This window comes from Enterobacter sp. CFEC122 (assembly GCF_052983755.1).
The window spans coordinates 1-14,260 of sequence record NZ_JBRIQR010000011.1; the positions used below are offsets into that span (position 1 = coordinate 1).

At 55.2% G+C, this 14,260-nt stretch carries 15 protein-coding genes; 6 read left to right on the forward strand and 9 right to left on the reverse strand.

Annotated features, from left to right (window positions below; all coding sequences use genetic code 11):
• Window positions 1–54: 54 nt before the first annotated feature.
• From pdxY to anmK, 5 genes are all read right to left on the reverse strand, one after another.
• The gene (gene pdxY, locus ACVCAM_RS09545) at window positions 55–915 is read right to left on the reverse strand and encodes a pyridoxal kinase PdxY (protein WP_044596742.1); all 861 of its coding nucleotides are present in this window, start codon (window positions 913–915) and stop codon (window positions 55–57) included.
• A gap of 66 nt (window positions 916–981) precedes the next feature.
• Window positions 982–2,256, reverse strand: a complete 1,275-nt coding sequence (gene tyrS / locus ACVCAM_RS09550) for a tyrosine--tRNA ligase (RefSeq protein ID WP_008500574.1) — start codon at window positions 2,254–2,256, stop codon at window positions 982–984.
• A gap of 125 nt (window positions 2,257–2,381) precedes the next feature.
• Window positions 2,382–3,038: a pyridoxamine 5'-phosphate oxidase gene (pdxH, locus tag ACVCAM_RS09555; protein ID WP_008500575.1), complete on the reverse strand. Its 657-nt coding sequence runs from the start codon at window positions 3,036–3,038 to the stop codon at window positions 2,382–2,384.
• Window positions 3,039–3,095: 57 nt separating this feature from the next.
• The gene (gene mliC, locus ACVCAM_RS09560) at window positions 3,096–3,425 is read right to left on the reverse strand and encodes a C-type lysozyme inhibitor (RefSeq protein WP_085930290.1); all 330 of its coding nucleotides are present in this window, start codon (window positions 3,423–3,425) and stop codon (window positions 3,096–3,098) included.
• 87 nt (window positions 3,426–3,512) lie between these two features.
• Entirely contained in the window at window positions 3,513–4,637 is a 1,125-nt protein-coding gene (gene anmK, locus ACVCAM_RS09565; protein ID WP_023343975.1) for an anhydro-N-acetylmuramic acid kinase, read from the reverse strand.
• A gap of 255 nt (window positions 4,638–4,892) precedes the next feature.
• On the opposite strand from anmK, the gene slyB reads away from it, so the two are divergent.
• Both slyB and ACVCAM_RS09575 read left to right on the forward strand, forming a co-directional pair.
• Window positions 4,893–5,360 carry an outer membrane lipoprotein SlyB gene (gene slyB / locus ACVCAM_RS09570; RefSeq protein WP_008500578.1) on the forward strand — a complete coding sequence of 156 codons (468 nt, stop codon included), beginning with the start codon at window positions 4,893–4,895 and terminating at the stop codon, window positions 5,358–5,360.
• Between the two features lie 199 nt (window positions 5,361–5,559).
• Complete coding sequence (locus ACVCAM_RS09575) at window positions 5,560–6,921, forward strand: sensor domain-containing diguanylate cyclase (RefSeq protein ID WP_025911574.1); 1,362 nt, start codon at window positions 5,560–5,562, stop codon at window positions 6,919–6,921.
• A 35-nt stretch (window positions 6,922–6,956) separates the two neighbouring features.
• Here the strand turns inward: ACVCAM_RS09575 and slyA are convergent, their stop codons facing one another.
• A complete protein-coding gene (gene slyA, locus ACVCAM_RS09580; RefSeq protein ID WP_021241135.1) occupies window positions 6,957–7,397 on the reverse strand; it encodes a transcriptional regulator SlyA in 441 nt (146 codons plus the stop codon).
• A 186-nt stretch (window positions 7,398–7,583) separates the two neighbouring features.
• Between slyA and ACVCAM_RS09585 the strand changes: the two genes are divergently transcribed.
• Genes ACVCAM_RS09585 through ACVCAM_RS09595 form a run of 3 tightly spaced genes read left to right on the forward strand, consistent with a single transcriptional unit; the run spans window position 7,584 to window position 10,716 of the window.
• Window positions 7,584–7,820 carry a DUF1656 domain-containing protein gene (locus tag ACVCAM_RS09585; RefSeq protein ID WP_008500581.1) on the forward strand — a complete coding sequence of 79 codons (237 nt, stop codon included), beginning with the start codon at window positions 7,584–7,586 and terminating at the stop codon, window positions 7,818–7,820.
• Between the two features lie 2 nt (window positions 7,821–7,822).
• Window positions 7,823–8,683 carry an efflux RND transporter periplasmic adaptor subunit gene (locus ACVCAM_RS09590; RefSeq protein WP_023292627.1) on the forward strand — a complete coding sequence of 287 codons (861 nt, stop codon included), beginning with the start codon at window positions 7,823–7,825 and terminating at the stop codon, window positions 8,681–8,683.
• The gene (locus tag ACVCAM_RS09595; protein WP_023292628.1) at window positions 8,683–10,716 is read left to right on the forward strand and encodes an FUSC family protein; all 2,034 of its coding nucleotides are present in this window, start codon (window positions 8,683–8,685) and stop codon (window positions 10,714–10,716) included. Before ACVCAM_RS09590 ends, ACVCAM_RS09595 begins: the two co-directional genes overlap by 1 nt.
• Here ACVCAM_RS09595 and sodC read toward each other — a convergent pair.
• From sodC to ACVCAM_RS09610, 3 genes are all read right to left on the reverse strand, one after another.
• On the reverse strand, window positions 10,695–11,213 hold the full coding sequence (gene sodC / locus ACVCAM_RS09600; protein WP_008500584.1) for a superoxide dismutase [Cu-Zn] SodC: 519 nt from the start codon (window positions 11,211–11,213) through the stop codon (window positions 10,695–10,697). The two genes, ACVCAM_RS09595 and sodC, sit on opposite strands and share 22 nt — an antisense overlap.
• 80 nt (window positions 11,214–11,293) lie before the next feature.
• Window positions 11,294–12,190: an aldo/keto reductase gene (locus tag ACVCAM_RS09605; protein ID WP_333073247.1), complete on the reverse strand. Its 897-nt coding sequence runs from the start codon at window positions 12,188–12,190 to the stop codon at window positions 11,294–11,296.
• Between the two features lie 48 nt (window positions 12,191–12,238).
• A complete protein-coding gene (locus ACVCAM_RS09610; RefSeq protein WP_008500587.1) occupies window positions 12,239–12,478 on the reverse strand; it encodes a DUF1289 domain-containing protein in 240 nt (79 codons plus the stop codon).
• Between the two features lie 149 nt (window positions 12,479–12,627).
• On the opposite strand from ACVCAM_RS09610, the gene eptA reads away from it, so the two are divergent.
• The gene (eptA, locus tag ACVCAM_RS09615) at window positions 12,628–14,253 is read left to right on the forward strand and encodes a phosphoethanolamine transferase EptA (RefSeq protein WP_407223277.1); all 1,626 of its coding nucleotides are present in this window, start codon (window positions 12,628–12,630) and stop codon (window positions 14,251–14,253) included.
• The last annotated feature ends 7 nt before the right edge of the window (window positions 14,254–14,260 follow it).

Sequence of the window (14,260 nt, forward strand, 5' to 3'; positions counted from 1 at the left end):
GCACGGGCCGACGGGTTTTGTAGGCCGGGTAAGCGCAGCGCCACCCGGCATCGTTTAAAGCTGGGTTGCGCTGAAATAGTGCTCCGGCTTCGCGATACGATCCTGTGCCGCGACCACCTGCAGTTCATATTCCTGCATCTCTTTCGTCGCAATCATAATTTCGTACACCGCTGCCGTAACGTGCTCCAGCGCGTCCCTCACCGTTGCACCCTGAAGCAGTTTCACCAGCAGCAGCCCGCTGGTCACATCGCCCACGCCCACCGGCTGACGCGGGCCAAAATCCACCAGCGGACGGCTGATATGCCAGGCATCCTCTTTCGTCACCAGCAGCATCTCAAAGCGATCCTGGCTTAGCCCTGCGCGCGCGAGGTGTTTTACCAGCACAACCTCAGGCCCCTGCGCGATCAGCTCGCGTGACGCGCTTACGGCCTCTTCTACGCTGTTAACCGGATGCTCGCAGAGAATTTCCAGTTCGACCAGGTTTGGCGCAATGATATCGCTGGCGGGCAGCGCATGGCGAACGTGGAATTCTGCCACACCTGGCGCCACGATACAGCCTTTCTCCGGATGGCCCATAACGGGGTCGCAGAAGTATTTTGCCGACGGGTTGGCAGCCTTTACCTGACGCACGATGCCGAGGATATGTTCCCCCTGCTCCGCTGAACCAAGATAACCGCTCAATACGGCGTCACAGCGCTTGAGCTGGTCGATATCGGCAATGCCCTGCACAACCTCGGTGAGGTGCGAAGGCGGCATCACGCAGCCGGTCCATTTGCCATACTGCGTGTGGTTAGAGAACTGAACGGTATTGAGGGGCCAGACGTTGACGCCGAGGCGGCGCATCGGGAATTCCGCAGCGCTGTTGCCAGCATGTCCAAAAACAACGTGGGACTGAATGGCGAGGATGTTCTTCATTTTATGCTTACCAAACCCTGAAAAAACAAAAGGGGCGTGGTTTCCCACGCCCCTCGAGACTGTTAATTATTTCCAGCAGACAAGGCAGTAGTTTTTCTTACCGCGACGCAGCAGGGTGTAGCGGCCATACAGACGGTCGCCATCAACAAAGGTGTATTCCGGGTCAGCCTGCTTTTCACCGTTGATGGTGATCGCGTTTGAGGCGATGGTTTTACGCGCCTGACCGCGGGAAGGCTGCAGCTCAGAATCCACCAGCGCCTGCATCAGGTCAGCCCCTTTCTCCATCTCAACCATTGGCACGCCGTCCTGCGCCAGCTGTTCGAAGTCCGCTTCGCTCAGATCGCTCAGGGTACCGTTGAACAGGCTTGCAGTAATGCGTTTTGCCGCGGCCAGACCTTCTTCACCGTGAACCAGTTTGGTCACTTCATCTGCCAGCACGTACTGCGCGCGTGGCGCTTTACCGCTGTTCTTGTCTTCTTCTTCCAGCGCATTGATGTCTTCAATATCCATAAAGGTGAAGAACTTCAGGAAGCGATAAACATCGGCATCCGCCGTGTTGATCCAGAACTGGTAGAATTTGTACGGGCTGGTTTTCTTCGGATCGAGCCATACCGCGCCGCCTTCGGTTTTACCAAATTTGGTACCGTCAGCTTTGGTAATCAGCGGAACGGTCAGACCAAAGACCTGATTCTGGTGCAGGCGACGGGTCAGGTCGATACCGGAGGTGATATTACCCCACTGGTCAGAACCGCCAATCTGCAGGGAAACACCGTGCAGTTTGTTCAGGCAGGCAAAGTCATACCCCTGCAGCAGGTTGTAGGAGAACTCGGTAAAGGAGATACCCTGGTCGTCACGGTTCAGACGCTGCTTCACGGCCTCTTTGTTAATCATCTGGTTAACAGAGAAGTGCTTGCCGATGTCGCGCAGGAAGGTCAGCACGTTCATGCTGCCAAACCAGTCGTAGTTGTTCGCGGCAATCGCGGCGTTATCGCCACAGTTGAAGTCGAGGAACGGTGCAACCTGTTTGCGGATCTTATCGACCCACTCCTGCACGGTATCTTCGGTGTTCAGTTTACGCTCAGCGGCTTTAAAGCTTGGGTCACCAATCAGACCGGTCGCGCCGCCCACCAGGGCAACAGGCTTATGGCCCGCCATCTGGAAGCGTTTCAGGCATAACAATGGAACAAGATGCCCCAAATGCAAGCTGTCAGCGGTGGGATCGAAGCCGCAATAGAGCGCGATCGGGCCTTGCGCCAGTCGCTCTGCTAACGCTTCCTCGTCCGTCACCTGGGCCACGAGGCCCCGCTCTTGCAATTGTTTAATCAAGTTACTGCTTGCCATCAAATTCTCCATGTATAAACGACTGCACCTTTGCCGGTACACGACTTTTCGCCTGATGCGAAAGGACCATAGAATAAAGCGCAAGCGCGGTGTGCGCTAGCGCTTAAATCAACAAATTTCGGGGATTACGGCGCCAGTCTGTCGATTTTCCAGCCGCCATTCTCGCGCTGGTATAAAAAGCGGTCGTGCAGGCGATGTTCGCCCCCCTGCCAGAACTCGATTTGCTCAATCGGGATGCGGAAACCACCCCAGAAGCTCGGCAGCGGGATTTCACCCTGCTGGAACTTCTGCTTCAGCTCGAGGAATTTACTTTCCAGCACGCCGCGGGCGGAAATGCGGCTGGACTGTTTTGATACCCAGGCGCCAATCTGGCTGTCACGCGGACGACTGTGGAAATACTTCACCACTTCCAGCGTCGAGAGACGTTCCGCTTTGCCGGTCACCATGACCTGACGTTCCAGCATGTGCCACGGGAACAGCAGGCTGATACGCGGATTGTTTTCCAGATGGTGCGCTTTGCGGCTGCCAAGGTTGGTATAGAACACCAGCCCTTTCTCGTCATAATGCTTGAGCAATACGATACGCTGATACGGTTGACCGTTTTCATCTACCGTTGCGACAACCATCGCCGTTGGGTCGGCAAGTTTCGCTTCGCAGGCCTGTTTCAGCCAGCGTTCAAAAAGCACGAGGGGTTCAGCGGGAAGATCCTGGCGACGCAGGCCGCCTTTGGTGTATTCACGGCGCAGATGCGCAATTTGCTGCAGTTCGTCGTTATCTGACATGGCGTTAGCTGACATTGAGAGTGGGTGGCGCTATTGTGCGCCGCCCCTGTAAAAATCTCAACGCTTCGGATTTTCGAGCTGGCAATTGTTCAGCACAATACGGTCGCGTTTGTAGACCGTGGCGCTGTCGCCTTTCGACCAGAAGACATAGATACCGTCGGTGTAGCGTGCGCCCGAGGCCGAAATGCCCTGCTTCAGCGTCAACAATTTATTGTCGTAAACAAAACTGGCTTCCTGGCGCGGATTGTTCAGCTTCACGGTCAACGGTTTTTCGTCGCAGCGATACTCCAGGGTATCGGTCTGCATGCGCTCAACGAGCTGGTTGTAGACGCTGCATCCTGACAGCAGCAAAGGGGCGGCAATAAGAAGAAGTTTTTTCATGGGCATATTCCGAAGACTATCCTGGTCCTGGAGGGCATGGCTGCCCCCCTGTTTCGTTCCATTCTAACGACGACGCGCCGCGCTGAATTTCAGTTAACTCTGATTATGACGCGGATTTGCCGGGAAAATCGCCCCTAGCACGCTCGCCTCGCGCGCGCCGGTTACCGACGGTAAATTGCCCGGCAGCCCGGCAACGGTGCGCCAGGCAAGCCAGGCAAAGGCCAGCGCCTCCATATCATCCCCGCTGATGCCGGCCTCATCGGTCGTCGACACTTCGGTACCCGGCAGCAGCCCGGCAAGACGCGCCATCACCAGCGGGTTACGGCTTCCCCCGCCGCACACCAGCAGGCGTTCACATCCGCCGCTAAGCAGCACCTGTTCAGAAATCGACACGGCCGTAAGCTCGGCAAGCGTCGCCTGAACATCCTGCGGCGCGAGCGCCGGGAATGACGCCAGCTGGCGCTCAAGCCAGCCAAAGTTGAAGTATTCACGCCCCGTGCTTTTCGGTGCCGGTAAGGCAAAATAAGGATCGCTCAGCATGGACTGCAGCAGCGGGAGAATCACCTTACCCTCACTCGCCCACTCCGCATTTTTATCATACGGTTGCCCGCACTGACGCCAGATCCAGGCATCCATTAACATATTGCCCGGGCCGGTATCGTAGCCGCGGACCGGCTGCCCCGGAATAAGCATCGACAGATTGGCGATCCCACCAATGTTGAGCACCATACGCCGTTCTGAAGGGTGCGCCAGCAGCGCCTGATGAAACGCGGGCACCAGCGGTGCGCCCTGTCCGCCAAGAGCAATATCGCGACGACGGAAATCGCCGACCACCGTGACGCCCGTCTTCGCCACAATCTGGTTGTTATCGCCGATTTGCAGGGTGTGCGGGGCATCGCCGATGGGTTCATGCCAGACCGTTTGTCCGTGACACCCGATGGCCACCACATCCTGCGGACGAAGATGTTCTTTTTGCATCAAAGCCTGCACCGCATCCGCAAACAGCGCCCCCAGGCGGACATCCAGCTGTCCAAGCTGCGAAAGGGTCAGCTGCTGCCCCTGACAGATACTGAGAATATCCTCTTTCAGTGAAATGGGGATTGGCCAGGTCAGGCTCGCCTGCTGCGCCACCATGTTCTCATCAATGGCAGCCAGAACGACATCTACCCCATCCAGACTGGTGCCTGACATCACACCAATGTAGCGACCCGATTTCATGCGCTTTCCTTACGTTGCGTGGGCTAAGGATATCCACTCAACCATAAACGGCGTCGCTTTGCCATCCGGCAATAATATTTTTTAACAATGTCAGACGGGTAGCGTGGGCGGATCCTGTTTATGTCTCGTTAAGTCAAATTCAAGTACAATTTTCCTATTGTTAGTGCAAAGATATGAACGATGGCCCCTTATGCCATATAATTTAGCCATAACGGATGCCCCCCATCGGGCGTTTTTGGTGAACAGGAGATTCAAATGATTTTACGTGTACTGGGCGTTTCGCTGATTGGTTTAACTCTGGCTGGCTGTGTGAATGACAGTTCACTTTCTGGCGACGTGTATAGCGCTTCTGAAGCGAAACAGGTTCAGAACGTGACTTACGGTACCGTTGTTAACGCACGCCCTGTACAGATTCAGGGTGGTGATGAAAACAACGTGATGGGCGCCATCGGCGGTGCCGTTCTGGGTGGTTTCCTGGGTAATACCGTCGGCGGCGGTACGGGCCGTTCTCTGGCAACAGCCGCAGGCGCAGTGGCCGGTGGTGTAGCAGGCCAGGGTGTTCAGGGTGCGATGAACAAAACCCAGGGCGTCGAGTTGGAAATTCGTAAAGACGACGGCAGCACCATTATGGTTGTTCAGAAACAAGGCAGCACCCGCTTCTCCGCAGGTCAGCGCGTTGTGCTGGCAAGCAACGGAAGCCAGGTGACCGTTTCTCCACGTTAATTAAAAATGGATGTGGCCATTGGGCCACATCCATTTACAATATACATCACTTATACGAATATTTTTACAAAATATATTCACCCCACAAATATTTAATCTCATCGTATATTGTCTCCGCGCAAAGTATTTATTGCATTACTTGCTTAGACTCTTCGCAATTACCTCTTCATGATGTATTTCTCATTTTGTAAAAACTTATATGCTTGCGAATAGTCGTTGTCTAAAAGGTCGTTATATCTCGTTCTGTTTCGGTTGCCTTGTCGTCATCGGAATATTACAAGCTCTCTTTTCAAAAGTGGTTGAATGGGTTCCCTCCTTCTCGCCTCTTTTGTTCCCTACGCTCACCATTTTTTTGCTCGTGTTTCACCTGTTTATTGCCTGCTTTATGGCAATGAAATACTGGTGTGATAAGCGGCGGCTCTATCTGATTGCGATCGCCTTTGCCTTTGCCGGTTCGGCATTGTTGATGGTCGGAACGCTGTCCAGCTTTCCAGCATGGCTGAACCTCTATCAGTTCAACGTCGTGAACTACAACGATGCGATGATCTACTTTATGTTCCGCCACTTTTTAATGGCGGTGTTGTTCATCGTTGCGGCAGTACTCTATCCTACGCGCGATTACCCTTTTTCACGGTTGGCGCATATCTCAATTGTGAGCGGGGCGTTTCTCTTTACCGCCTGTGTTGTGGGACTGGCCTGGATATATTCCAGTCACTCGCCCTTGTTATCCATTGACCTGGTTGATAACGAAACCCGTCAGTTTATGGTGCTCTGGAGCCAATGCATAAATATTTCTTTAATTGTCTTCTGGGTGGTTTCATTAGTAACGCTGATGTTTGTCACGCGCGTGCGCAATTTATTCTGGGTAGGCGGAAATTTCCTGTGCGTTTGCTATATCGTCACGCTCGCCATGCTGTTAGTAGGCGGACATGCTGAAGATATATCGTGGTATCGCGCCCGGCTATTTGAAACCGTCGCTACGCTGATGATTATTTTTGTACTGCTCTACGACGTCTTCATGCTGTACCGTGATTCCCATTTAAAATATCAGCAGTCATATCAAAATTCGATTCGCGATCCGCTTACGCGCCTGTATAACCGCAGCTATTTTTATGAATCGTTAAACCAGGCGCTGGACATGGCGAAACCCAGCCGCCCAGTTTCGGTTATCGTCAGCGATCTCGACCGCTTCAAGCGTATCAACGATAACTATGGCCACCTTCAGGGAGACAAAGTCTTACAGTTTGTCGCCAATCTGCTGATGGATTCCGTACGCCCGCAGGACATCGCGGCTCGAATCGGCGGTGAGGAGTTTGTGCTGATGCTGGCCAACACCTCTTCAGATGCAGCCCACCAGGTGGCGGAACGTATTCGGTTGAAGCTAAGCAGCTTTGATAAAACCAGCAGCGGAGGGCAGCTACCTGAGCCGATTACCATCAGCATGGGAGTATTTACGGCGACGTCATCGACCGTGACCGCAGAAGCGTGCGTGGAGAGTGCCGACAAGGCGATGTATGAAGCGAAGGAGACAGGCCGTAATCGAGTGGTGGTCTTTAAGTAATAAAAGGCCTTGCTGCTGCAAGGCCTTGGTGTTGATCAGTCGCGAGACTGTAGCTCATGGATGTTTTGCTCAAGGCGAGCAATGAGGCTAATGAGCATTTCCAGCTCCGCCGGTGAAACGCCTGAAAGGATTTCACCGCGCGTTTTGGTAATCACAGCTTCCATTTCAGTAATGATAGGCGCCGCTTTCTCAGTGAGTTTTATCCGCTTGGCGCGACGATCGCTGGCGCAGGTTTGTCGGGAGATCAGCCCCTTCTCTTCCAGCTGGTCAAGCGTGCGCACCAGTGACGGTTGCTCAATGCCTATCGCTTTTGCCAGTTGAATTTGCGACTGGTCGGGCGGCAGCTGATGAATGTTGTGCAGCGTGACCCAATGCGTCTGCGTCAATTCCAGAGGTTTCAGGCGATGGTCAATCAGAGCACGCCAGACGCGTACCAACCTTGCCAGATCAGAACCTAATGGCGATTCCAATTTCATCTCCTTATAATTAGCTTGCTAAGTTATTATACTGATTTTAGAATAGTGTGCAGCATTTGTAATGGCAAAACAAATGCAATACTGCATTCATCTAACTCAAAAGTATGACTTACACTGAATTGTGATGCTTCTTCATACTCAGACAAGCCAACACGGCATTCTGTTCACTGCAAAGGATCTCTGCTCGTGACCTTTTTTCATCGCTCAGAGGGTTTACCCCTCCAGGACCTGATCTTCGGTGCGTCAGTCTACTTTCCCCCTCTGTTTAAGGCCGTGCTGGTGGGCTTTATTCTCTGGCTCATCGCGCATCGCCTGCTTCGCGACTGGATGTATTCCGGCGAAATCTGGCATCCCATGCTGATGGATCTTTCCCTGTTTGCCCTCTGTGTATGCCTGGGCCTTGCTGTTCTGATCGTGTGGTGACTATGCCCCTGAAAACGCTGAAGTACTTTTCCACCCTGTTTGTTCTGGTCCTTGCGCTGGTCGCCGGATGGTGGCTCTGGAATTATTACATGCAGTCGCCCTGGACGCGTGACGGTAAGATTCGCGCTGAGCAGGTCAGCATTACCCCGCAGGTATCGGGAAGCATTACGTCGCTGCTGGTTAAGGATAACCAGTACGTTAAAAAGGGAGAGGTTTTATTCCGAATCGACGACACGCCGTACCATATCGCGATTCTGAATGCCCAGGCGCAGCTGGCAAAAGCCCAGTCTGATCTGGCAAAGGCCAACAACGAGGCCAACCGCCGCCGTCACCTGTCGCAAAACTACATCTCCGCGGAAGATTTAGACACCGCCAACCTCAACGTTAAGGCGATGCAGGCGAGCGTCAACGTGGCTGAGGCGACGCTGAAGCAGGCGCAGTGGGAGCTGACCCAAACCGTGATTACCGCCCCTGTCGATGGATGGGTGACCAACCTTTCCGCCCGCGTGGGTAACTATGCCACCACGGGACAGCCCGTTTTCGCCCTGGTCGACAGCCACTCCTTCTACGTAGTGGGCTACTTCGAAGAGACCAAGCTTCGACATATTCGCGAGGGATCGCCAGCAGCGATTACGCTGTACAGCGGCTCGCAAAGGTTACAGGGTCACGTCTCCAGCATTGGTCGCGCCATTTACGATCAAAGCGTTGAAACAGATTCCGGCCTGGTGCCGGATATCAAGCCGAACGTCCCCTGGGTGCGTCTCGCTCAACGCGTGCCTGTTCGCGTGGAGTTTGACCATTTACCGCAGGGCATCACGCTGGTATCCGGCACCACCTGCACTGTCTCCATCGGAACCCCTTAATGAAGCTGCAGGCGCTCTCCTGGCAAAACTCGCCGTGGATGAAAGCGACGCGTCCTCAGTGGCGCTACGCGCTGCGTAACGGCATTGCCATGTGTCTGGCGCTGACCGTCGCCTATTACCTGAACCTGGATGAGCCGTACTGGGCGATGACCTCTGCCGCAGTGGTGAGTTTTCCCACCGTTGGTGGGGTGATCAGTAAAAGCCTTGGGCGTATCGCCGGCAGCCTGCTGGGTGCCACGGCGGCGTTAATTATCGCCGGCCACACGCTGAACGACCCATGGCTGTTCCTCCTGAGCATGGCGGCATGGCTGGGATGCTGTACCTGGGCCTGCGCCCATTTCACCAACAACGTGGCCTACGCTTTCCAGCTGGCGGGCTATACCGCCGCCATTATTGCCTTCCCGGTGGTGAATGTGCTCGATACCACCGAGCTGTGGGATATTGCACAGGCGCGCGTCTGCGAAGTGATTGTCGGGATCCTCTGCGGCGGATTTATGATGATGATCCTCCCCAGCACTTCCGACGGCACCGCACTCATCACCGCCCTTAAAACCATGCACACCCGGCTGCTTGAGCACGCGAGCCTGCTGTGGCAACCGGATACCAGCGATGAGATCCGTCTCGCCCATGAAAAGGTGATAGGACAGATCCTGACAATGAATCTGCTGCGTATTCAGGCGTTCTGGAGCCACTACCGCTTTCGCCGTCAGAACACCCTGCTTAACTATTTGCTGCACCAGCAGCTGCGCATGACCAGCGCCATCTCCAGCCTGCGCCGGATGCTGCTCAACTGGCCAACGCCGCCGGAAAACACGCGCGCGGTGATTGAAACGCTGCTCGCAACCCTTGCGCGCCCGGATGCAGACATCTACACGGTCGCGCGAATAATCGCCCCGCTCGCCCCGGTGGATGAATATGATTATCGCCATCGCGCCTTCTGGCAGCGTCTGAATTACTTTTGCCGACTCTACCTGCGCAGCAGCCGCTGGATTAACGCGGTAGAGAACGCCACGCCGGTCACGGAGTTCAACGTTCCCGGGAGCCCGGCTCTCGCCCGCCATACCGACTACCTGGAAGCGCTGTGGAGCGGTTTTCGCACCTTTTGCGCGCTGATGCTGGTGGGCGCGTGGAGTATCACCACGCAGTGGGAGTCCGGTACGGCGGCCCTGACGCTCGCCGCCATCAGCTGCGTGCTTTACTCCGTCGCGGCCTCGCCGTTTAACTCGCTGACGCTCCTGCTGCGCACCCTGGTGCTGCTGTCGCTGTTCAGTTTCGTGGTGAAGTTTGGCCTGATGGTGCAGATAAGCGATCTCTGGCAGTTCCTGCTGTTCCTCTTTCCGCTGTTGACCACCATGCAGCTACTCAAGCTGCAGATGCCGAAGCTGGCGGGCCTTTGGGGACAGCTGATTGTCTTTATGGGCTCGTTTATCTCCGTGACGAATCCACCGGTGTACGATTACGCCGATTTTCTCAATGACAACCTGGCAAAGATCCTCGGCGTGGGGCTGGCGTGGCTGGCCTTCGCGGTGCTGCGTCCCGGCTCCGATGCCCGCAAAAGCCGCAGGCATATCCGGGAGTTACGCCGGGGGTTTGTCGACCAGCTCAGCCGCAAACCGCATCTTCGTGAGAGTGAATATGAATCGCTGGTTTATCATCACGTCAGCCAGCTCAATAACAGCCAGGACGCGCTTTCCCGGCGCTGGCTGCTGCGCTGGGGCGTGGTGCTGCTGAACTGCTCGCACGTGGTCTGGCAGCTTCGCGGGTGGGAAACGCGTTCCGACCCGCTGTCGCAGGTGCGTGACGTTTGCATCTCCCTGCTGCGTGATGTCATGAGCGAACGCGGGGTCCAGCAGCGGCCGCTGGAAGCCACGCTGAATGAACTGCAGCGGATCTGCGATACGCTTGCACGACATCATCTCCCCGCCGCCCGCGATTTGGCCTCGATAATCTGGCGGCTGCACTGCTCGCTGTCGCAGCTGGAACAGGCACCACCGCCGGGTACGATTGGGGATCAGATCACGCCGCAGGCATAACGCGCCCCGCCGCCGCCAAGCGGTTTAGGCTGATCGGACATATTGTCGCCGCCGACGTGGATCATCAGCGCTTTGCCTTTCACCTCATCCAGCTTTTTCAGCCGCGGCGCGACAACGGGATCGGTGGCTTTACCGTCGTTATTGACCACCAGCACGGGCAGATCGCCCAGATGTCCCATGCCTTCGGGGCCCTCATGCTTGCCGGAGTGCTGCGGGTCAAGGTGACCGCCTGCCGCTTCCGCAGCCGACGGTTTCCCCTCTTTTAACGCGGGCTGACAGCTTCCTTTGGCGTGAACATGAAAACCATGCTCACCGGGCGGGAGTGCTTTGAGGTTGGGAGCGAACTCCAGTCCTTTATCGGTTTCCGTGATTTTCACTGTTCCGATGGACTGACCTACCCCCTGAGAGGTGACGAGATTCATTTCCACTTCGTCGCTGGCTGCCTGCGCCCCTGCGCAAACAACCAGCGCGACCATTGCCAGAGCAAAACGCTTCATATGACCTCCGCTGGTTATTTTTTGCCCCTTAAGTGTATACCAGGGGCAAAGATTTCACCGGAAAGTCATCTTCTGGCGGTTTATGGCACGTCGTAACCCAGCGCAGCCTTGCGGATGCGGAACCACTGCTGGCGGGTCATCTGCAGCTCTTCAGCCGCCAGTGCAGAACGCACGCGTTCAATTTTGCCAGAACCAATAATCGGCAGCGGTTTTGACGGCAGACGCAGGATCCAGGCGTAAACCACCTGTTCGATGCTCTCCGCGTTCAGCTCGCGGGCGATGGTGTCCAGCTCGTTACGCAGCGGCTGGAATTCATCATCATTGAACAGGCGTCCGCCTCCCAGGCATGACCAGGCCATCGGGCGAATGCGCAGCTGCTGCAGCTGGTCAAGCGTACCGTCCAGCAGCAGCGGCTGGTGTACCGGGGAGATCTCCACCTGGTTGGTGGCCAGGGTAAACGGCAGACGAGACTGAAGCAGCGCAAACTGCGCAGGGGTAAAGTTGGAAACGCCAAAGTGACGCACTTTGCCGCTCTGATGCAGGTTCAGGAAGGCTTCTGCCACCTCATCGGCATCCATGAGCGGATCCGGACGATGGATTAACAGCAGGTCGATACGGTCGGTCGCCAGGTTGACCAGCGACTGCTCAGCGCTCTTGATGATATGCGCGCTGTCGGTGATGTAATGCCCAAGGGCGTGTTCCGGTTTTGCCGTGGTGGCAATCCCGCACTTCGTGACGATCTCCATGCGGTCGCGGAGTGCGGGAATCAGCTTGAGCGCCTCGCCGAATGCGGCTTCACACTGATAGCCACCGTAAATATCCGCATGGTCGACCGTGGTAACGCCCAGATCGATATGCTCTTCAATAAAGCTCGCCAGCTGGAGGGGGGACATATTCCAGTCCATCAGGCGCCAGTAGCCCATCACAAAACGGGAGAATTCTGGCCCCTGGGGGGCAAGGGTAATTCGCTGAACCATAACATTTTCCTCAAGGACGTGATGTCATGAGTATACGCAATTACCGTGTTAAAAAAGTGAAGGTTGCTGGGGTTCTTCGGTCTCACCGGCTTTGTTTGCGCGTATTTTGCGCAGAAGACGCTGACGGCAGAGGCGTAACACCTCCTGCTTTTGCGTGTCGCTAAAGTTCTGCCAGTTAAATCGCTCGTCGCGGGTACGCATGCACCCGCGGCAATATCCGCGTTCATCCACCTGACAAATCCCCCGGCACGGGCTCTGGATGGGGAAAAACTCCAGCTGCTCTGCCACACTCACCTCCGGATAACCACTCTCACCTACAGTGAAGACGCTAAACGCGCCTCGTGCAAGGCCTATACCACAGATTTGTGGCATTAAGGTTTCACTAATCTTCCTTCTTTATACTCGGCCCATCATGACAATGACAGGTTTACCGATCGATGTGGTTAATCAAAAAGTTACAATGTAACGACATTAAATTTACTCTGGGCTGTGCACTCTTTTTTACGTTGATTAATGGGCTGTTTATCCAGCGCAGCTGGGCCATTATTGCCCCTGCGCACCTGCACGACATCCTCTTTGCCGCGTCCGTACCGCTGGTGCTGTTTTGCGGCTGGGTGATTGTCTTTAGCCTGCTGAATATCCCCTATATCCGTAAGCCGCTGCTGATCGTCTTAACGGTCGGATGCGCCGCGGCCACCTACTTTATGTACACCTACGGCGCGGTGATCGATCAGAACATGATTGTGAACGTGTTCGAAACCAACTCTCAGGAAGCGACAGCCCTGGTGACCCCGCAGATGATTCTGTGGATTGTTATCGCAGGCCTCGTTCCCTCCGTGGTGCTGGCGTTGACCCGCATTCGTACCGGGAAATGGTGGTATGCCCTGCTGACGCGCGTCGCCGCGGTGCTCGGTGCCCTGCTGGTGATTATCCTGATTGCGGCGCTGTTTTATAAAGATTACGCGTCGCTGTTTCGCAACAACAAAAGCATCGTCAAAATGGTGACCCCGGCCAACTATGTCAGCGCCGTGGTGAAGTACAGCAAAATGCGCTGGTTTGCCGGCGATCAAACGCTGGTGCGGATTGGCGAAGATGCCCATAAAGGACCGTTGATTTCCGGCCAGCAAAAGAAAACCGTTCTGGTGCTGGTCGTTGGGGAAGCCTCTCGCGCGGCGAACTACTCCCTGAATGGTTACGATCGTGAAACGAACCCGGAGCTGAAAAAGCAGGATGTGATTAACTTCCCGCAGGCCTCCTCTTGCGGCACCGAAACCGCCGTTTCCGTTCCGTGCATGTTCTCGGGCATGACGCGCAGCAAATACGATGCCGACCTGGCTCACCATCAGGAAGGCCTGCTCGATGTGCTCAAGCATGCGGGGATCAACCTGCTCTGGCGCGACAACGACGGCGGCTGTAAAGGCGCCTGCGATCGCGTGCCGCATACCGATATGACGCAGTGGAATCTGGATCAGTTCTGCAAAGACAAATCCTGTATTGATGATGTGAATTTCTACCGTCTGGACAACGTGCTGGATGGTCTGAAGCAGGACACGGTGCTGGTTATCCACCTGATGGGGAGCCACGGTCCGGCATACTATCGCCGTTACCCGGACAATTTCCGTAAATTTACCCCAACCTGCGACACCAATGAAATTCAGGATTGCGACCATCAGGCGCTGATGAATACCTATGACAACACCATCCTGTATACCGACAGCATGGTCAGCAAAACCATTGATGCGCTGAAAGCGCGCCAGGCAAGCATGAACACCGCCCTGATTTATCTCTCGGATCACGGCGAGTCACTGGGTGAAAGCGGCATTTATCTGCACGGTACGCCGTACATGCTGGCGCCGGAGCAGCAAACGCACATTCCGTTTATGTTCTGGCTGTCACCCGACTACGCGAAAAACTTTGGCATCAATGAACAGTGTTTACGCGACCACGCTGCAAAAAATGCGGTTTCCCAGGACAATTTGTTCTCGACCGTACTGGGTATGATGGACGTGAAATCAAACGTTTATCAACAGCAGCTGGATATTCTGAACGCATGTCGGCAATAAACTCGCT